Source organism: Desulfobulbus elongatus DSM 2908 (assembly GCF_000621145.1).
Classification (GTDB): Bacteria; Desulfobacterota; Desulfobulbia; order Desulfobulbales; family Desulfobulbaceae; genus Desulfobulbus; species Desulfobulbus elongatus.
The window spans coordinates 34959-54783 of sequence record NZ_JHZB01000011.1 but is presented as its reverse complement, the minus strand read 5'-3'; the positions used below and the strand labels follow the sequence as shown (position 1 = coordinate 54783).

The following is a 19825-nucleotide window of genomic DNA, read 5'->3' as shown; positions in this document are numbered from 1 at the left end:
AGAACCTGCGCAAGAATCTCTCATGGCCGGGAGATTTCTCGTCGCTCCGCTCCTAGAGATGACAAATTGTACCTGCTGTCAACGGATTTCTCTCCGCTTTCCTCCAACCTGAAACCCATACGGGAGCGCCGAAGCCACGCAGCAGGCGCCGGAGGAAGCGGCGCACACTGTCCGAGCGGTGTAAGCCGCGAGTTTGAGCGCGCCCGGCGACGGCAAGCGGCAAGGGCACCAGCCGAAAGGCCGGCGCTCACCCACCTTTCTTCCCCGTCTTCTTCTTGCCCGGCGTCCGGTCACTGGCCGCCAATCGTTTTTCCGCTTGCTTGATCAAGGTGTGGTGGATGCAGGTCGCGCCGGCCCGCCCCTTGGCCTCGCGCCGGCGATATTCGCCGTCCGGCTGCATCTCCCAGACGTTGCGGCGGCTGGCCAGTTGCAGGTCGAGCGCCTGGCGCAGCAGCTTGCGCAGCTTGGGCGACTCCACCGGCACGCACACCTCCACCCGGCTCTCCAGGTTGCGCTGCATCAGGTCGGCCGAGCCGATGAAGTACTCCTCGTTTCCCTGGTTGTGAAAATAGAACAGGCGGGCGTGCTCCAGAAAGCGGCCGACCACGGAAACGACCCGGATATGCTCCGACAGGCCGGGGATGCCCGGCCGCAGGCGGCAGGTGTCGCGGATGACGAGGTCGACCCGGACGCCGGCCTGCGAGGCCCGGTAAAGGGCGGCGACCACGTCGCGGTCCTCCAGGGCGTTGGCCTTCAACTGGATCAGGCCCGGCGAGTCAACGCCGTGGCCCCGGATCTCGCGCTCGATCTTCTGCAACAGCGCCTTCTTGAGCATGCGCGGCGAGCATAGCAGCTTGCGGTAGCGCCGCATCGGGGTGTAGCCGGTGGTCAGGTAGTTGAACAGTTCGGTCAGGTCGGCGCCGATGTCCGGGTCGCAGGTCAACAGGCCGAAATCGCAGTACATCCGGGCGGTGCCCGCATGATAGTTGCCGGTGCCGATGTGGGCGTAGCGCCTGAGGCCGTCGTCGTCCCTGCGCACCACGAAAATCACCTTGCAGTGGGTCTTGAGCCCGACCACGCCGTAGGTGACGTGGATGCCCGCCTCCTCCAGGGTGCCGGCCCAGCGGATGTTGGCCTGCTCGTCGAAACGGGCCTTCAGCTCCAGCACCACCGCCACCTGCTTGCCGTTCTGGGCGGCGTCGATCAGGTATTCGATCACCCGCGACCGGCCGGCGGTGCGGTAGAGGGTCATCTTGATCGCCCGCACCCTGGGGTCGGTGCTGGCCTCGCGCAGGTAGCGTTCCACCGAGGTGTCGAAAGACTCGTAGGGATGCTGGAGCAGGATCGAGCCGTGTTGCCGGATGACGTGGAAGATATTGGCCGCATCGTCGCGCAGCTCGGGATTGTCCACCGGTCTGTGCGGCGGAAAGCGCAGCTCCGGGCGGTCGAGCCGGGCGATCTCGCACAGGTCGCGCTTGCCGACGATGCCGTCCACGGCAAAGACGTCGCCCTCCTCGTCCACCCCCAGTTCGGCGGCCAGCATGCCCCGGTGCGCCTCCTCCATGCCCCAGCCCACCTCCAGGCGGACAATCTCGGCAAACTTGCGCTCGCGCAGGGCCGACTCGATCATCTGCAGCAGGTCGTTGGCCTGCTCCTGGTTGGGCTCGGTGATGGCGTTGCGGGTGACCCGGAAGGTCTCGCAGGTCTCGACCACCATCTCGGGAAAGAGCACCTCCAGATTGTTGCCGATCAGGTCCTCCAGGGTGATCCAGTGGCCGGCCTCGCCGAAGGCGAGAAAGCGGGGCATGTCGTCGCTCACCGGCACCTTGATGCGGTTGAGGTAGCTGTATTCGCTGTCCGGATAGCGGACGCTGACCAGCAGGTTGATCGACAGGTTGGAGATGAAGGGAAAGGGGTGGGCCGGGTCCATGCCCTGGGGGGTGAGCAGGGGATAGACCTGGTCGAGGAAGAACCGCTCGGCCAGCGATTTCTCCGCCAGACTGAGGTCGGCGTAGGGCACGATGCGGATCTGCCGCCGGGCCAATAGCCGCTTCAGCTCCACCTCCAGCTCCTCCTGCTCGCGGAGCAGGTCGCGCACCACCACGGCGCAGGCGTCGATCTGCTCCTGGGGCAGGCGGCCGTCCACCGACAGCTCCCGCACGCCGGCGCCGACCTGCTGCTTGAGGCCGCCGATCCGCTTCATGAAGAACTCGTCGAGATTCGAGCCCACCACGGCCAGGAAGAAGACCCGCTCCAGCAGGGGCACCCGCTCGTCCTGGCCTTCGCCCAGCACCCGCCGGTTGAAGGCCAGCCAGGTCAGCTCGCGGTTGAGATACCATTGGGGATCGTGGAAATCGATCGGCGCGGGCGCCGGGTCGTGGTCGTGGTCGTGCGGGGGAGAATCCGATGCGGGCATGTCTGTTGGCCGTCCTTCGTTCTGTCTGTTCGTGAAAATCACTCACTATAGCGGCCCATTGTTCAGGTTCCGTTAGGATTTGATGAGTGCCCGATCAATGGCCGGCAGGACTGTCCCCTTCCGTCCCGGCCGGTCCCTGTCCGTCCGTCTGTCTCCCCGATCCTCGTTCTTCCTCATCAAATCCGAAAAAAATCCCGACGGTTTCCTCACGGTTCGCTGACCCGATTCGAACAGGACCATGGTTTGTACCGGACAGGAAGCGGGGGCTGCCCCGCAACGGACAAGGCATCCAGGGAGGCAGATATGAACACGACACGCATCCACATCTTCGAGCGCGGCTTGATTGCGGCCGGACTGCTGATGCTGGCCGGATTGGCGGCGATCGGGGCGCGGGCCGGCGACAGCGAGTGGCGCGAGCAGGCCGGGCGAACGGTGCGCTGGCAGGCTCCCGCACCGCGGGCGGAGCGGACTCTTCCCCTGCAACTCCTGACCATCAACGACTTCCACAGCCAGATCACCGCCGGCCAGGAGGTGGACGGCCGCCCGGTGGGCTCGGCGCCGGTGCTGGCCGCCTATCTCAAGGAAGCCCAGGCGCAGGCCAAAGGAAAAACCTTCCTCCTCCACGCCGGCGACCAGGTCGGCGCCTCTCAGCCGCAGTCGGCCCTGCTGCAGGACGAGCCGGGGATCATGTTCTTCAACATGCTCGGCAACAGCCACTGCCGCACCGGCGGCCGGTCCGGCCCGGACTGCGACCTGATCGGCATCCCCGGCAACCACGAGTTGGACGAGGGCCTACCCGAAATGCTCCGCCTCCTGACAGGCGGCGACCACCGTCTGGGTCCCTTCCTGGAGCATCCCTACCAAGGCGCCGCCTTCCCCACCATCTGCGCCAACCTGGTCCAGACCGGAACCGGCGAGCCGCTGCTGCCGCCCTACGTGGTCCGCACCGTGGACGGCATCAAGGTCGGCTTCATCGGCGCGATCCTGCACCGGGCCTCCACCTTCCTGTCGCCGGAGAGCCTGGCTGGCCTGCACATACTGGACGAGGCCGACACCATCAACCGCTACGCCCGCCAGCTCAAGGCCGAGGGCGTCCGCACCCTGGTGGCCATCGTCCATCAGGGCGGCTATCAGACCCCGGCCACCGACGGCGCGCCCGGCCGATTGGTCGGCGACATCGTGCCCATCGTCGAGCGCCTGGACGGCGAAATCGATGTGGTGGTCGGCGGCCACACCCACACCTTCCACAACATCCTGGCCGAAAACGGCGGCGGCAGGCCCGTGCTGGTGGTTCAGGCCTGGCCCAAGGGCACCGGCTTCGCCGACATCGACCTGGAGATCAGCCCGGAAACCGGCGACGTGGTGGCCATGACCTCGACCATCGTCACCACCTGGGCCGACAGCGGGCCGGGTCTGCGGCCTGACCCGCAGGTGGCCGTCCTGGCCGACCGGGTGCAGGAGCGCGGCAACGCCATCGCCGCCGAGGTGATCGCCCGCGCCGCCAGGCCGATCACCCGCGCCAGCAACGAGGCCGGCGAATCGGCCCTGGGCGATCTGATCGCCGACGCCCAGCGCCAGATCATGGGCACGGATTTCGCCTTCATGCACCCCGAGGGCATCGAGGCCGACATCCCGTCCGGCGCCCTCACCAAGGGCGACCACTTCACCGTGCAGCCGGCCAACCTCAATCTGATCAAACTGGAAATGACCGGCCAGCAGATCTACGACCTGCTCAACCAGCAGTGGAGCGGCGATGGTGGCCACGGCCGCTTTCTCCAGGTCTCGGGCCTGACCTACACCTGGGACGCCGGGCGGCCCGCCGGGCAGCGGGTGGTGGCCGTGCAGCGCAACGGCACTCCGCTCGACCGCCAGGCCGTCTACACGGTGGCGGCGAACGAATACCTGGCGGGCGGCGGCGGCAACTTCACCGTCCTGACCAGGGGCGCCAACCCGGTGGTCGGCCCCTTCCTCGCCGAGGCCCTGATGCAGTACGTGCAGACCCGGCCCCAGCCGATCGCCGCCGACATCGAGGGCCGGATCAGCCGGCTGAACTGAGCGCGCCATGGCGGGACAGACGCCTGCCCACGCCCCACACTTCCCCCGCCGGGATGACTAGCAACAGCCGCCGCTCCCGCAATCAGCCGCACCTCGTGCCCCATCACGGCAAAATCACACCCCAGTAGGGTGCACGCACTGCCGCACGCTTCCCTGGCGATCATTCCCGGCCCGCGGTTGGCGAAAAATTCCGCCATGTGCCCCCATTAGCCCGTTGCCCTGCCGGCAACAGGGAAGTGGTAGTTGTTGGCCCGTTTTGAGGGGAATCTTCACCGACAAGAGATTATTTTTTGATTTCACCGGAAATATTGCGATACAATCCTGTTTGCCGAAATCAGGTCGGTGATTGCCGCTCGTCCCCTCCAACTTCATCATTGCAAACAGGCACATGCGCAGAAGAGAGCACGCGATAACAGGCAACCGGCGGTTGGCGATGTGGATCGGGCTGGCAGTGCCCCTCGTATTGTTCTGGCTTTGTCTTGCCCACGCAAGGGCCGAGGGACTTGCCAAGGTCCGCCTCATGCCGTTGTGGAGTCCGCAGGCCCAATTTGCCGGTTATTATATGGCCAGGGAAAAGGGCATCTACGCCCGTTACGGCCTCGATGTCGATATCCTCGAGGGTGGGCCCGGCCGGTCGCCATTACAGTCGCTGATCAGCGGCGAGGTGGATTTTGCCGTGCTCTGGCTGGCAACAGCCCTGCAGCAGAATGACGATGGCCTCAAACTGGTCAACCTGGCACAGATTATCCAGCGTTCGTCGCTGATGCTGGTGGCCAAAAAAGCAAGCGGCATCGCAGGACCGGCGGATCTCCAGGGGAGGAAGGTCGGCCTCTGGGCCGGGGAACTCTCGCTGCCGGTGCTCGCTTTTCTTGAAAGGTATCGCCTGCACGTTCAGCGCATCAGCCAAGCCTACACCGTCAATCTCTTCCTCCGGGGCGGCATCGATGCGGCGTCGGCCATGTGGTACAACGAATACCACACCATCCTCAATGCCGGTATCAACCCCGATGAATTGCAGGTCTTCTCCCTGCACGAACACGGCATCAGCTTCCCCGAGGATGGCCTCTACGCCCTGGAGCAGGGCTATCGCAAAGATCCGGCCCGCGCCCGGGCCTTTGCCCAAGCCTCGCTGGAGGGTTGGCGCTACGCCTTTGCCCATCCCGAGGAGACTCTGGAAGTGGTGCTCCGCCGCATGCGGGAAGCCAAGGTGCCGGCCAGCCGGTCCCACCAGGAATGGATGCTGGCGCGGATGCGCGACCTAATCATGCCCGCAGACTCCTCCGAGACTCTGGGGCACCTGCAGTTGGCCGGTTTTCAGGCCGCAGGCACGATCCTCCACAAGCACGGGGCGATCGAGGATATCCCGGACTACGCGACCTTTACCGGGGATGCCGATGCAGACCACTAAAAGCATTGCCCGGACGTTCACCCTGATCGTTTCGGTGTGCACCGTCCTGATTTTTTCCGTGGCCATCGGCTCTTTTTATCACCGTTCCCGGGTTGCGCTCGAACAGGAAGTGGCAAACAATGCCGCACATCTGGTGCTGGCCTCGATCAACCGGGTGGAAACCACGCTGCATGCCATCGGCAAGGTGGCGGAGGACACCTCCCGTTCCCTGGAAATAGCCGGATACCACGATCAATCCTTGACCACGCTGCTGAAGGAAACCCTTCGGGACAACAGGGACATCCACGGATTTGGCGCCGCCTTTGATCCGAACCCGGCCTTCAATCCCCCCCATCCGGTGGTCCCGTATTATTTTCGCCAAGGCGAGCGGTTGGTCTTCGCCCCGGAGGACAACTTCCAGCATCTTAGCCAGGATTGGTACCAGATTCCCAAGGAATTGGGGCAAATGGCCTGGAGCGAGCCCTCTTTCGACAAAGCCAGCGGCACCATCCTGATGACCAGTTGCTCGGTCCCGATTTTTTCGGACAACGGCCGGGAAAAGCAGGTCCGCGGCGTGGTGGTGGCGGATGTGTCCCTGGAGTGGTTGACCGAGTTGGTGGCTTCCATCCGGGTGCTGGACACCGGGTACAGCTTCCTGCTCTCCCGCAACGGCACCTTCCTCACCCATCCCGACCGGGATCTGATCATGAACGAAACCATCTTCAGCCTGGCGGAATCGCGCCATAAACCCGACCTGCGCGAGATCGGCCGGAAGATGGTGCTGGGCGAGTCCGGTTTTGTCGCGTATACCAACATTCACGATGTCAGCACGTTGATGTATTACGCCCCGGTGCCCTCCACCGGCTGGACCCTGGCGGTGGTCTTTCCCGAGGCGGAGTTGTACGCCGACGTGCGCAATCTCACCCTCGTGGTCGCCGGCATCGCCCTGGCCGGCATTCTCCTGCTGACCGCCGCGGTGTACTGGGTCGCCCGCAGGGTGACCGCCCCGCTCGGCGCGCTGGCCGAGGCCACCGAAGCAATTGCCTCTGGTCACTTTGACACCGAGTTGCCGGCCGTGAAGAGCAGCGATGAAGTGGGCAAACTCACCCTCGCCTTCACCGCCATGACCGGGGCACTCAAGAAATATATCCGCAACCTGACCGAAACCACCGCCGCCAAGGAGCGTATCCAGAGCGAGCTGAAAATGGCCACGGATATCCAGGCCAGCCTGCTGCCCCAGCTGTTTCCCGCCTTTCCCGACCGGCCCGAGTTCGACATCCACGCCGCGATGGATCCGGCCAAGGAGGTGGGAGGCGATTTCTACGACTTCTTCTTCATCGACCCCACCAACCTCTGTTTCCTGATGGCGGATGTGGCCGACAAAGGCGTGCCGGCAGCCCTGTACATGATGGTGGCCAAGATCCTGCTCAAGACCGAAGGACAACGGCTCGGCGAACCGGAGCAGATCCTCTCCCGCGTGAACGAGATCCTGGCCGCCGACAACGACAGTTGCATGTTCACCACCGTGTTTTGCGCCATTCTCAATACGGAAAACGGCGAGGTCCGTTTTGCCAATGCCGGCCATAACGCGCCGGTGCTGATCAGTGGAGGACAGGCAGAATTCCTGTCGATCCGTGCGGGGTTCGTCCTCGGCCCCATTGCGGAAACCGTCTATACCGCTGAGCGGATCACCCTGGAGCCGGGGGATGTGCTTTTCCTCTATACCGACGGCATTACCGAGGCAAAAAGCCGCAGCGAGGAGTTGTATGGCGAAGAACGTCTGCTGCAAACGCTGCAGACGGCGAGCCGGCAGGAACTGGCGGAGATGATCCGCACCGTCCGCGCCGAGGTTTTCCGCCATGCGGACGGCGCACCCCAATCCGACGATGTCACCATGCTCGCCATCAAGTACCGGGGAATGGCCGCACGCAATCCCTGATTGCCTGTTGCGCATTTCTCCATTTTCAAGAACAGAGAAAACCATTATGGACATTCAGATCGCCAAGGAAGAAAAGGCCCATATCCTCACCCTCAGCGGCAAGCTGGACGGGGTCACCGCACCGGCCTACGAGCAGCGGGTCATGGCATTGCTCGAGGCCGTTCCCTGCTCGTTGATCATCGATTTCGCGAGCCTCGATTATATCAGCAGTGCCGGCTTGCGCGCCTTGCTGGCCACGGCCAAGCGGATCAAACTCAAGGGCGCGCAGTTCCATTGTGCCAACGTGACGGGAACGGTGCGGGAAATCTTCGACATATCGGGATTCAGCAGCATCCTGCGGATGCACGATTCCGTTGCCGGGGCCTTGGCCGCCATCGGATGATCGGCCATGACCGTGGAATGGGCACCCGGCGCCGGTATTGGCCGGCACGAATGAAGCAATGATCGAAGCGATGGAGACTTGGCGACGGCGACGATGATTGGTTAGATGTTGACGGGAAAAGACGCCAACCAAGAGGATTTATGAATAAATCTCCAGCCATTGCGCCCAATCTGGCCGCACGCCTGCTCCTGCCCAACCTTGCTCGCCATCCCGACAAGATCGCCTACCATTGCGCGGAGGAATCGGTCAGCTATCGGCAATTGGGCGAGGGCGCCTTTCGTTGCGCCGGCCTGTTGCGCGCCAGGGGAATTGGGCCGGGCGATCGGGTCATGCTTGCCCTGCTGGATTCGCCGGTATTCGTGGCCGCCTTTCTGGGCATCACCCTGATCGGCGCCGTGGCAGTTCCGGTCAGCACCTCACTCACGGCCGAGACCTACGACTATCTGCTGGCCGACTGCACGCCTCGTCTGCTGCTGGCGTCCCCGTCAGTGGCGGCCATCGGGGGCTTTCCCCGCAACAGGGTCGACTGCCTCATCTGCGGTGAACAGTTGGCCGGGGTATGGACGGAAATGGCGAATGCGCCGATCGTGGCCGCCGCGATCGGAGAGGACGATCCGGCCTTCATGCTGTACACCTCGGGTTCCACCGGTCGGCCCAAGGGCGTGCCCCACCGCCATGGCGACCTGCTGGAGGCCGCCGATCGCTACGCGGCGCAGGTGCTGGGCATGAAAAAAGAGGATCTGGCGCTGTCGGCCAGCAAACTCTACTTTGCCTACGGCCTGGGCAACAGCCTGGCCTTTCCGCTCGCCGTCGGCGCCTCGGCGGTGCTGCATCCCGGCAATCCCCTGCCCGGCCAACTGCTGGCCTTGATGGCGCGCCACCGGCCGACCCTGTTTTTCTCGGTGCCGACGGTGTACGCACAGATCATCCGCAGCGTCGACGCCCCCCATCTGCACCTGCCGATGCGCTTGTGCATTTCCGGGGGAGAAGCCCTGCCCGCAGCCCTTGTCGAAGACTGGCGGCGACTCACCGGTCTTGAGCTGCTCGACGGTATCGGCTCCACCGAGATGACGCACAATTTTCTTTCCAATCGACCGGGTGATCTGGTCCCCGGTTCCGCCGGCCGGCCCGTGCCGGGATACGAATTTCGGATAGTGGATGATGACGGCAATCCCGGTTCCGCAGGGGTGGCTGGCCATCTCTTGGTTCGCGGGCCGGGGGCGGCATTGTCGTATTGGCATCTGCCGGAAAAAACGGCTGAAACCATGCTGGCTGACGGCTTCCTCCGCACCGGCGATGTCTTTGTCGAGCAGGACGGCCGCTACTACCACAGGGGCCGGAGCGACGACATGCTGAAGGTCGGCGGCCAATGGATTTCCCCCGTGCAGGTGGAGGAAGCGCTGCGCAGCCATCCGGCGGTGGCGGACTGCGCCGTGGCCGCGTACCGGGTCGGAGGGCTGGAGCGGCCGGCGGCGCATCTGATCCTGCGGCCGGGAAACACGCCCGGCCGCCCCCTGGAACGCGAACTGCGCACCTTCGTGGCCGCCCGCTTGCCCGAATACATGTGTCCACTGGTCTACCGTTTTGTCGACGACCTGCCCCGCACGCCCACCGGCAAGGTGCAGCGGTTCCGTCTGAAACAATGAATTCAGCCTGTCGCGCCAAGGAGAACGATTATGGCAATCACGATTGCTGACCCGAAGAAGGCGATGCTCGCCATCGACCTGGACGAGGAAATGGTATCGCGCCTCGATCCGAACATGCTGCTAAGCGAACAGGGATTTGACTCCATCGATTATCCGGCCTTCGCCGTAGCGGTGGAAGAACGTTACGGTCTCAAAATCTCGGATGCCGAGGCCCTGCGTCTCAAAACCCTGACCGACTTCGAGCGGTGCCTCAACGCCAAGGTGTGACGATGGACAGAAATGAAGCCCTGCAACGCCTCGCCGACGAACGGCATGCCGTCCCCGAAGGGGAAAAGTATGAGGCCCATTATTTCGAACCAGCCGACGGCCCCGGTGTGGCCCGGCTGTTCTACACCGTCTACGGCGACGGCTATCCGATCGACACCTACTACATTCCCGAACGCCTGATTGAGGAAAATCGGCGGGGAAACATTCGCAGCGCGGTTGCGCGCACCGTCTCGGGGGAGGTGGTGGCCCATGTCGCCTTCTATCGCAGCTCGCCGCCCAACCCCCGACTCTACGAGTACGGCGTGGGACTGACCCTGCCGAGTTACCGCTCGACCATGGCTTTTTTCCGCACCACCCAACTGCTGATGCAACTGGTGGGCAAGGACGGCATCGACGGCATCTTCGGAGAGGCGGTGTGCAACCATACCATCACCCAGAAGCTGTCCCGTCACTCCAGGTGCATCGAAACCGCCGTGGAACCGGCGCTGATGCCCGCCGAGGCCTATGAAAGCGAATGGCAGGGTATCGGCCGGGTGGGGTGCCTGGTCTATTTCCGGGTGGATGTCGATCAGCGGAAGGTCTTGTTCGTGCCGGCTTGTTATCGGCAACAACTGGGCTTTATTCTCGAGGGGTTCCCCCTCGACCGTGAAATGATGCCCGCTGACACGGGTATTCCCGCCGGTGAGGCCGCCATCGAGGTGCAGCGTTTCGATTTTGCCGGAGTGGCCCGGTGTACGGTGACCAGGCCGGGGGCGGATCTGCCCGGACGGCTGCGCGACCTGGAACGCCAGGCCCAGGCGGACAACTATGCCCTGTTGCAGTTTTTTGTCGACCTCGGTCAGCCCTGGTCGGGCGGGGTGGTGGAACAATTGCGCGCTCAGGGATATGCCCTCGGCGGCCTGTTGCCGATCTGGTTCGGCACCGACGGGTTGCTGATGCAAAAGCACCTGGTGGACCCTGCTTTTGCGGGCATGAAGATTCATTCGGACCGTGGCCGCGCCCTGATGGAACTGATCAAGAGCGAATGGCGGCGGAGCCGGGCGTGAACGGTCGCGGCTACATCCGGGTCACAACACGTGCGAGGAAAAAATAAATGAAACAGGCAAAATCCCGGTCGCACAGTCTCTCCTCCCGCCTGCCCTTCAAAGGGGCCTTTCTTCCCCTGGCCATGTCCCTGGTCGAAAAGGGCGCGGAGGGCTTTGGTTATGGCCGCCGGGAGGCCGGTGGCCTGGTCTTGGCCATAGAGGAACTTTTTTCTTTCTATGCGCGGCAGGCAACAGCGGATTCCGCCATCGATGTCGACCTGGAGGACCAGGGCTATCGCCTGGCGTTGACCCTGACCTTTCGCATGGCCAATCCTGACCTGCGTGCGTTCAATCTGACCTGGAATTGCAGCCTGGACAGCGAGGAATCCCTGGAGTTGCTCGGTCCGATGCTTGCCGCCCGCAGCGTCTCCAGCCTGCGGCTCGATTTCGGCACCGACGACCAGGTGGTGCTGCGCCTGGCCCGCAACCGCGACTATCCGCCGGCGGCCGACGTGCCGCTGCCCCCCGGGGACCTGAAAAGTCCGTTGCGGCTGCTCGAACCTTCCGCGGACGATCTGCGCCATTTCGCTGCCATGGCGGTGGCGGCGGGTTCGCCGTTTCTCCCCGGTTTTCTCGCCCGTCCGGGGATGGCGGCGGACATGCTGGCAGCGGGACATATCGGCGCGCTCCTGATCGAACAGGACAGCTGGATTCGGGGCGGGGTGCTCTGGCACCCCCTGACGGGTTCCTGTCTGGAACTGTATGGGCCGTATATATTTGGCCCCGATGCGGACGCCCAAGGGGTGACCCTGCTGCTCGACGCGGCGGTGGCGCGCATCTCCCGCTCCCCCTACCGCGGATTGGTACGGCGTCAGGGCGTGTTGGCCGGATTTGAACGCTTCTTCGATTTCCTCGGCGAACTCCACCTGCGGAGAGGCGATGCAGCCATCCGCTCGACCTGCTACTACCGGCAGCTCAAGGAAGAGAGCAGCGGCACGGTCTACTGCGCCGAACCGCTGGCTTCCTTCCTCGACAAACAATACGACCGCCTCTGCCTGCCCCGGCAGATTCGCCAGGCCGGAAGCGACCCCGCCCGGCTGCGCGACGGCTCGGTCCTGGCAGTGGAACTGGAACACGAACGGTCATTGGCCATCCTCCGTCCCCTGTGCGCCGGCAAGGACATGGCCGCCAATCTCACCGCCCATCTGGACATGCTGCGCGGCGAGGGGATCGGCAACTTCCTGGTGGAACTCAACACCGGCCGGAGCGAAGACACAGCCTTTGCCGCACCTCTGGCGGAGACCGGTTTTGTCCCGCGCCTGGTGATCCCCGATGCCGGCCAGGGCGATCTGGTGGTGTACGACCATCCGGAACCTGAGGGCCGCGTATGAACCTGGAGGCGCTGATTCCCGAGTATGTCCGGGGTTTCCAGGCCTATGTGCCCAGCAAGCCCGACCATCTCCTGATGCGTGAATACGGCGCATCGATGCTGCACCGGCTCAACAACAACGAAAATCCCCTGGGGCCGCCTCCGGCTGCGGCCCGGGTCATCGCCGCCTTTCCTCCTGAACGCGCCGCCATCTACCCCAGCGGCGATTCCTACGATCTGCGCCAGTCCCTGGGCGCGCGCTTGGGGATTGCCGCGGACCGGGTCCTGGTCGGCAACGGCTCCTGCGAGGTGATCTCGTCGGTGATCAAGGCCTTCTGCCAGCCGGGGGACAACATCGTCACCGCGGACAAGACCTTTGCCGTCTACGAATGGGTGGCGGAATTCTCGGGCATCGAGGCCCGCCTGACCCCGCTGCGCGACTACGCCTTCGACCCGCAGGCCATGCTCGACCGGATCGACCGGCACACCAAGATCCTCTTTGTCTGCAACCCCAACAACCCCACCGGCACGTATTGGACCCAACGGATGCTGGTCGATTTCCTCGAACAGGCCGGTGAAGACCGGATCGTGGTGGTGGACGAGGCCTACCGGGAATACATCGACGATCCGGAGTATCCCGATACCATCGGCCTGATGGAACGATTCCCCAATCTGGTGGTCTTTCGCACCTTTTCCAAGATGTACGCCCTGGCCGGATTGCGCGTCGGCTATCTGGCGGGGACAGAGGCGGTGGTTGAGGTGGTGCGGCGGACGAGCGTGGCCTACTCGGTCAACGTCCAGGCCCAGCAGGCGGCCCTGGCGGCCCTGGAAGACGATCGCGAGCATATTGCCGCCACCCGGACCCTGGTGCGAGAGGGCATGAGGCTGGTGGTGGACGCCTGTCGGGACTTGGAATTGGAGACGGTCGGCGGCGCCGGCAATTACCTGATGATCCGCACCCCGATCAACGACATGCTCATGTATCGGCGGCTGATGAAGAGGGGCATGATGGTCCGCACCATGACGGGCTTTCGTTTTCCCGGCTGGATCAGGGTCACCCTGCGGGAGATCCCGGTGATGGCAAGCTTTGCCGCGATCCTGGCTGAAGAGGTCCACGCCATTCGTAACCAAAGAGTCCCTGCATGAGCCCGAGAGAACCGCTGCAGGTGGGGCGTCCGGAGATCCGTTACGATGCGGCGGCCAAGGCCGCCGGCACCGAGCCCTATGCAGCCGACCTGTATCCGGAAAACCTGTTGTGGGCCGGAGTCGTGCGGGCAGGCGTCGCCAGCGGCCGGCTGCGCTCGGTGGAAACAGAGGCGGCCCTGGCCGTGCCTGGCGTGGTCCGGGTGCTGACCGCCGCCGATGTCCCCGGACCGAACCGCCACGGCATCATCCATCGCGACACCCCGGTGCTGGTCGATGGCCGGGTACGGCATGCCGGCGATGCCGTGGCCCTGGTCATCGCCGAGACGCATGCAGCCCTGCGTCAGGCCATTGGCCGGGTGCGGGCGGAGATCGAGCCGCTGCCCGCGGTGTTCGATCCGGAAGCCGCCCTTGGCGAGGATGCGCCGCTGGTGCACGAAGAACGCCCCGGCAACATCCTCCTGGCCGCCGAGATCCGCAAGGGCGCGGCCGACCAGGCCCTGGCCGGCTGCGAGGTCGTCGTGGAGGGCGAGTTTTCCACGCCGATGCAGGCGCATATCTTCCTGGAGACCGAAAACGGCGTTGCCCGGCTGGAGGGAGATGGCACCGTCAGCATGACCGTGTCCAGCCAGTCGCCCTTTCGTGACCGCTTTGAGGTCGGCGCCGCCCTCGATATCCCCTACGACCGCATCCGGATCGTCGCCCCCAGCCTGGGGGGAGGATTCGGCGGCAAGGACGGGGCCACGGTGCAGTGTCTGCTGGCGCTGGCCGCGCTCCATGCCGGCGGTCGTCCGGTGAAGATGCACTGGCAGCGCGAGGAGAGCATGGCGGCCGGCTACAAACGGCATCCCTGCCGGACGCGCTACCGCCTGGGCGCGGACAGGGACGGCACGCTGAGAGCCCTGTACTGTTCGCTCCTGTACGACACCGGAGCCTATGCCCATCTCGGCGGCGAGGTCATGGAACTGGGCATGGAGCATGCCGGCGGTCCGTACCGCATCCCTCACGTGTTGATCGAGGGGCGCTGCGTCTATACCAACAACCCGGTCGCCGGGGCCATGCGCGCCTTTGGCGTCTGCCAGGTGGCCTTTGCCATGGAATCGATGCTGGACCAGCTGGCGCAACGGCTCGGCATGGATCCCCTGGAACTGCGGTTGCGCAACACCCTGGTCGACGGCGATGTCAACTGCGCCGGCCTGCCGCTGACCACCTCGACCGGCATGGTCGGCTGCCTGGAGATGCTGCGCGATCATCCCCTGTGGCGAGAGCGGCAGGCCTGGAAGGATGGAGCGCCACCCCATGCCCGGCGCGGCGTCGGCCTGGCCGCGGTCTTCAATGCGGCCGGATACGGCGGCAAGGTGCGCGATGCCGCCATTGCCAAGGTGGAGCTGAACCCGGACGGCCGGATCGCGATCCACAACGCCGTCGCCGACATGGGCCAGGGCAATGCCTGTGGTTTTGTCCAGATGGCCGGAAGCATCCTCGGTCAGGACGCAGACCAGCTCGAACTGCGCCAACCGGACACCGCAACCGCCTATCCCTCGGGTTCCGCCTCGGCGGGCCGCACCACCTATACTTTCGGCAATGCCCTGATCAAGGCCTGCGAGGAGCTGCGGCAGCGGCTGATCAACCGTGCCGGCCTGCTGCTCTTTCTCGACGATGATTGCGACCTGCGCCTGGTGCCCGGCAAGGTGATCCATCCGCCCACCGACCGCGAGGTCCCGCTCTCCCGGCTCGCAGCCTTCATGCCCCGGGAAGACCGGGTGTGCATCAGCCAGTTCGTGGCCCCGGTGTGCCGGCAGGTGCCGGACACGGCCACGGGATTCTTCATCGGCTTTCCCCATGTGATCTTTGCCTACGGCGCCCATCTGGCCCGCATCGAGGTCGACCTGCGGACCGGCCTGATCCGGATCGATGATTATGTGGCGGCGACCGACGGCGGTGCGGTTCTCAACCCCTGCCTGTTCGACCAGCAGATCCAGGGCGGCGTGGCCCAGGGGATCGGTTACGCCCTGATGGAGGAGGTGGAGCGGCGGGAAGGGTGCATACAGAGCGAGAGCCTGGCAACCTACCTGATTCCCACGGCCGTCGACGTGCCGGACATCCTTTCCTGCCGTCTGTCGGGCAATGAGGCGACCGGTCCCTTTGGTCTCAAGGGGGTGGGCGAGGTGGCGATGAACGGCCCCTTGCCGGCAGTGGCCAACGCGGTCGCCGATGCCTGCGGTATCCGCCTGCGTCGGGCGCCGTTCACCCCGGAACGGGTCCTCTTGGCCCTGGAGGAACAAGCGTGAAGGTGCGGTTTGAACTCAACGAGGCGCCGATGGAAATCGATGTTGCCCCTGATCGGCGGGTGGTGGACCTGCTGCGCGAAGACCTGCGACTCACCGGGACCAAGGAGGGCTGCGGCACCGGCGAATGTGGCGCCTGCACCATCCTGGTCAACGGCCAGACGCGGCTTTCGTGCCTGATGGTGGCGGCGCAGTTGGACGGGGCACGGGTCACCACCGTTGAAGGACTGGCGGCAACAACGGCAGGGGCGACCATCCAGCGGGCCTTTGTCGAGGAGGGTGCGGTCCAGTGCGGATTTTGTATACCGGGCATGGAGATGGCCGCCCTGGCCCTGCTGCGGCAGGGGGATGCGCCGGGACGGGAGTGCATTCGCGAGGGTTTGTCCGGCAATCTCTGCCGCTGCACCGGCTACACCAAAATCGTTGACGCGGTGGAGCGGGCGGGCCGCGATCTCCATGCAGGCCGGGAAGAACAATGAGCGCGGTGCTGACACCTGCACGCCTGGACGAGGCCTTGCGGCTACTGGCCGAAAATCCGGCTGCACTGGCGATGGCGGGCGCGACCGACCTGCTGGTCCGGCGACGCGGCGCCATCCCCGGCCATGAGCCCGTCCTGCTCTCTCTCGCCCACGTGGCGGAGTTGCAGGGGATAACCGAGGAGGCCGCATTCCTCGCCATCGGCGCGGCCACCCCTTTCAGCCGCATTATCGCCGATCCCTTGGTGCACAGGTATGCGCCGCTCCTTGTCCAGGCGGCCCAAACCATCGGCGGACCGGCGATAAGAAACATGGCGACCCTTGGCGGCAATATCTGCACCGCCTCGCCTGCGGGCGATTCCCTGCCGCCGCTGTATCTGCTCGATGCCCGGATCGAACTGGCCTCCCCGGCGGGTGAAAGAGCGCTGCCCATTGCGGCCTTCATTCTCGGCCCCGGCAGGACCGCGCTGGAGCAAGGCGAACTTGTTACCCGTATCCTGCTGCCCAAGGCGCCGCGTTTTCCCCGAGAGCGTTTCATCAAGACCGGCCGCCGCAAGGCCCTGGCCATCTCGGTGACCAGCTTTGCCGGCCGGGCCCGGCTTGACCAAGACGGTCGCATTGCTGAAATCCGCATGGCCTGGGGCAGTGTCGGGCCGACGGTGGTACGGCTGCCCGCTCTGGAGACCGAACTGGTCGGCGCCCCGGTGCATGCGGCCACGGTTGAACGGGTCGGCCTGGCGGTGCACCAAGGTGTTGCGCCGATCAGCGATCTCCGCGCCTCGGCCGGATATCGCCGCCTCGTCGCCGCCAATCTGGCGACCCAATTTGTGGAGGCACTGGGTGGCTAAGGGTTCCGGACTCATTTCCCCAGGGTTTGTGGCGATCAACCTCCAGTTCGCCCTGGTGACGGCAATTGCCGCCCTGTTTTTCGCCTTTGCCGGGTATCTCCAAGTGTTGGGCATCGATTCGGCCAGCACCGGCTTTATCCTCAGCGCCGACGCCCTGGCCGCCCTGGTGGTTCAACCGCTGATCGCACCGGTGGTGCACGAGGGCACAGCCCGTTCCTGGCTCGTCGGCGGCTCCTTGCTGCTGGCGACGGCTCTCATCTGCCTGACCCGGGTCACTTCGGTGCCGCTGCTGATCGGTGCCAGGCTGCTCCAGGGCGCGGGATTCATCTGCCTGCTTTCCGCTCTGATCACCCTCCTGGTCCGCTTCATCCCCCCGGAGATGAGCGGCCGGGCCTTTGGCTGGGTGTCGCTGGTGCGCCTGATCCCCTACGCGGTCATTCCCTTTCTTTTCGACCTGCTCTCTCTCCAGCCCGCTTCGTTTCCCTCGCTGCTCCTTGCCGCCGCGATGGTGGCAGTGCTACCGGTGCTGCTGCTTCTGCTGCCTGCTACCCGGCGGACGGAAACGGGGGCAGCGGGTTCCCCGCCGGGATGGACCGGCATGATCGCCAGCCTGCGTTCATTCGCCGTGGCGATGCTGCTGCTCTCCGTCCTGCTCTTTTTTTGCGGATATTCCACCATATTCTTTTTTTTCAAACAGTTTGCCGGGACCCAGGGCGTCGGCAGCGCCAGCCTCTTTTTCACCACCGCGACCCTGGTGATGATCGCAATCCGGTTGCTGGGCAGCTGGCTGTTCGACCGCTACAGCAAAGCAGTGCTCTGCGCCGCGGGATTACTGCTGACCGCGCTCTGTTATGCCCTGCTGCCCCTGTGCGCCTCCGGGCTGTTTTTTGTCCTGCTGGCCGGCGGCACCGGCCTGGGCTGGGGCATTGTCATGCCGCTCCAGGCAGCGGCCATGTTCGACCTCTCGCCACCGGCGGCACGGGCGATGAACCAGAACCTGCTGGTGGTGATGATGCAGGGGGGCTTTTTCCTGGGCCCCTTTATCGGCGGCCAGGTCCTGGCCCGCTTTGATTTCACGTTTCTTTTTTTTCTCCTTGCCGGCCTTACCATCGCGGCGGCCGCCCTCCTGCTCCTGGTGCCGCGGCCGTCGGAGATGCCGGCAAAGTAGCCCAGCCATGACGAATCAGCCGGCGTGGAACAAGGATGCCGTCGCTCACCGGCACCTTGATGCGACTGAGGGAGCTGTCATTCGCTGTCCGAGCAGCCGACGCTGACCAGCAGGTTTCGCGATAGGTTGGAGATGGAGGGGAAGGGACGTGCCGAGCCCTGGCGGCCTAGCGCACGCAGGGAATGGCGTTCCAGTTGGTGGTGTAGGCGGGGGAGAGGTGGTTGCGGAACATGGTCCAGGACGGGTCGATGCCCTGGTTGGCCCAGAAGACCTGGCCGCGGCCGCTGTGGTTGATCCGGTCGACCGCCGTCATCAGGGCGTCGCTGGCGTGCAGCCCCTGCGTGCCCAGGAGGGAAAGCTGCATCGGCGCCATGGGGCAGCAGTCGTGCAGCATCACCCCGGCCTTGACATAGGCGTGGCCGTCTTTCCAGATCGCATCGAGCAGCCGGCCGGCCAGCCGGTGAAAATCACGGGTGTCGCCGCTGGGGGCGGGCAGGCTGCCATGGGCGGCGTTGCCGTAGTAGGCCGTGCCGGCGTGCGGACTGGTGTGGAGGAAAACGCTCATGCTGCGGGCGTATTGCCGACCCCGGCGCAGCTTCTCGCAGGCCGTGGCGGTGTAGGCGCACACCGCCTGGCGCATGGCCGCAAGGCTGGTCACCCGTTCGCCGAACGAGCGCGAGGAGATGACCTGCTTGCGTGGCGGCGGGGCCTCGTCCAAGCCGAAGCAGGGCACGCCGTCGAGTTCCATGGCCGTGCGGGCGAGCGTCACGCTGAAGCGCCGCCGCAGCTCGCCCTTGTCCCGTGCGCCGAGATCGAGGGCGGTGTCGATGCCCATCAGGCGCAGCCGCCGGGACAGACGCCTGCCCACGCCCCACACCTCCTCCACCGGGGTGATCCGCAACAGCCGCCGCTGCCGCTCCCGGTCGCTCAGGTCGACCACGCCGCCGGTGGCCGGAAACCGCTTGGCGCCGGAGTTGGCCAGCTTGGCCAGGGTCTTGGTCGGCGCCATGCCGATGGCCACGGTGATGCCGATCCACTGCCGGACCGTGGCGCGCAACCGCCGGCCGAACGCCGCCAGATCGGCGATGCCGCCCACGTCGAGGAAGGCCTCGTCGATGGAGTAGATCTCCACTTCCGGCGCCAGTTCAGCGAGAACGCGCATCACCCGCTGGGAGATGTCGGCGTAAAGGGCATAGTTGGAGGAAAACACCTCGACGCCGTGGCGGACGATGGCCTCCTTGAGCTGGTAGGCCGGCACCCCCATGGGAATGCCGAGGGCCTTGGCGGCCGCCGAGCGCGACACCACGCAGCCGTCGTTGTTGGACAGCACCACCACCGGCCAGTGCCGCAGGTCGGGGCGGAACAGCTGCTCGCACGAGGCGTAAAAATTGTTGCAGTCGACCAGGGCGAACACGG

Annotated in this window: 15 protein-coding genes and 1 pseudogene; 13 read left to right on the top strand and 3 right to left on the bottom strand. The window is 65.1% G+C overall.

The window, feature by feature from the left end:
* Positions 1-247: 247 nt before the first annotated feature.
* A complete protein-coding gene (ppk1, locus tag Q362_RS19715) occupies positions 248-2416 on the bottom strand; it encodes a polyphosphate kinase 1 (RefSeq protein WP_084312437.1) in 2169 nt (722 codons plus the stop codon).
* Between the two features lie 303 nt (positions 2417-2719).
* On the opposite strand from ppk1, the gene Q362_RS0107820 reads away from it, so the two are divergent.
* Positions 2720-4471 (top strand): bifunctional metallophosphatase/5'-nucleotidase, encoded by a 1752-nt coding sequence (locus tag Q362_RS0107820; RefSeq protein ID WP_035216045.1) that lies wholly within the window; start codon positions 2720-2722, stop codon positions 4469-4471.
* Positions 4472-4548: 77 nt separating this feature from the next.
* On the opposite strand, the pseudogene Q362_RS24535 reads toward Q362_RS0107820, so the two are convergent.
* Positions 4549-4668 (bottom strand): annotated as a pseudogene (locus Q362_RS24535) (IS110 family transposase); the annotation flags it as partial.
* 191 nt (positions 4669-4859) lie between these two features.
* Here Q362_RS24535 and Q362_RS0107815 point away from each other — a divergent pair.
* The 12 genes from Q362_RS0107815 to Q362_RS0107760 all read left to right on the top strand — a co-directional run bounded on the left by Q362_RS0107815 (position 4860) and on the right by Q362_RS0107760 (position 18409).
* Positions 4860-5879, top strand: a complete 1020-nt coding sequence (locus tag Q362_RS0107815; RefSeq protein WP_035216068.1) for an ABC transporter substrate-binding protein — start codon at positions 4860-4862, stop codon at positions 5877-5879.
* Positions 5866-7797 carry a SpoIIE family protein phosphatase gene (locus tag Q362_RS0107810; protein WP_035216066.1) on the top strand — a complete coding sequence of 644 codons (1932 nt, stop codon included), beginning with the start codon at positions 5866-5868 and terminating at the stop codon, positions 7795-7797. The genes Q362_RS0107815 and Q362_RS0107810 overlap by 14 nt, the downstream gene beginning before the upstream one ends.
* Before the next feature lie 46 nt (positions 7798-7843).
* Complete coding sequence (locus Q362_RS0107805) at positions 7844-8179, top strand: STAS domain-containing protein (protein ID WP_028318227.1); 336 nt, start codon at positions 7844-7846, stop codon at positions 8177-8179.
* A 140-nt stretch (positions 8180-8319) separates the two neighbouring features.
* On the top strand, positions 8320-9825 hold the full coding sequence (locus tag Q362_RS0107800) for a benzoate-CoA ligase family protein (protein WP_028318226.1): 1506 nt from the start codon (positions 8320-8322) through the stop codon (positions 9823-9825).
* Positions 9826-9855: 30 nt separating this feature from the next.
* The gene (locus tag Q362_RS0107795) at positions 9856-10092 is read left to right on the top strand and encodes an acyl carrier protein (RefSeq protein ID WP_028318225.1); all 237 of its coding nucleotides are present in this window, start codon (positions 9856-9858) and stop codon (positions 10090-10092) included.
* A 2-nt stretch (positions 10093-10094) separates the two neighbouring features.
* Positions 10095-11138: a hypothetical protein gene (locus Q362_RS0107790; protein WP_028318224.1), complete on the top strand. Its 1044-nt coding sequence runs from the start codon at positions 10095-10097 to the stop codon at positions 11136-11138.
* Positions 11139-11185: 47 nt separating this feature from the next.
* Positions 11186-12508, top strand: a complete 1323-nt coding sequence (locus tag Q362_RS0107785; protein WP_028318223.1) for a hypothetical protein — start codon at positions 11186-11188, stop codon at positions 12506-12508.
* Entirely contained in the window at positions 12505-13632 is a 1128-nt protein-coding gene (hisC, locus tag Q362_RS0107780; protein WP_028318222.1) for a histidinol-phosphate transaminase, read from the top strand. Before Q362_RS0107785 ends, hisC begins: the two co-directional genes overlap by 4 nt.
* On the top strand, positions 13629-15920 hold the full coding sequence (locus Q362_RS0107775; protein WP_028318221.1) for a xanthine dehydrogenase family protein molybdopterin-binding subunit: 2292 nt from the start codon (positions 13629-13631) through the stop codon (positions 15918-15920). The genes hisC and Q362_RS0107775 overlap by 4 nt, the downstream gene beginning before the upstream one ends.
* A complete protein-coding gene (locus tag Q362_RS0107770; RefSeq protein WP_028318220.1) occupies positions 15917-16396 on the top strand; it encodes a (2Fe-2S)-binding protein in 480 nt (159 codons plus the stop codon). Before Q362_RS0107775 ends, Q362_RS0107770 begins: the two co-directional genes overlap by 4 nt.
* Complete coding sequence (locus Q362_RS0107765; RefSeq protein ID WP_028318219.1) at positions 16393-17241, top strand: FAD binding domain-containing protein; 849 nt, start codon at positions 16393-16395, stop codon at positions 17239-17241. The genes Q362_RS0107770 and Q362_RS0107765 overlap by 4 nt, the downstream gene beginning before the upstream one ends.
* The gene (locus tag Q362_RS0107760; protein ID WP_028318218.1) at positions 17234-18409 is read left to right on the top strand and encodes an MFS transporter; all 1176 of its coding nucleotides are present in this window, start codon (positions 17234-17236) and stop codon (positions 18407-18409) included. The genes Q362_RS0107765 and Q362_RS0107760 overlap by 8 nt, the downstream gene beginning before the upstream one ends.
* Positions 18410-18575: 166 nt before the next feature.
* Here Q362_RS0107760 and umuC read toward each other — a convergent pair whose 3' ends face one another.
* A complete protein-coding gene (gene umuC, locus Q362_RS0107755; protein ID WP_028318217.1) occupies positions 18576-19823 on the bottom strand; it encodes a translesion error-prone DNA polymerase V subunit UmuC in 1248 nt (415 codons plus the stop codon).
* Between the last annotated feature and the right edge of the window lie 2 nt (positions 19824-19825).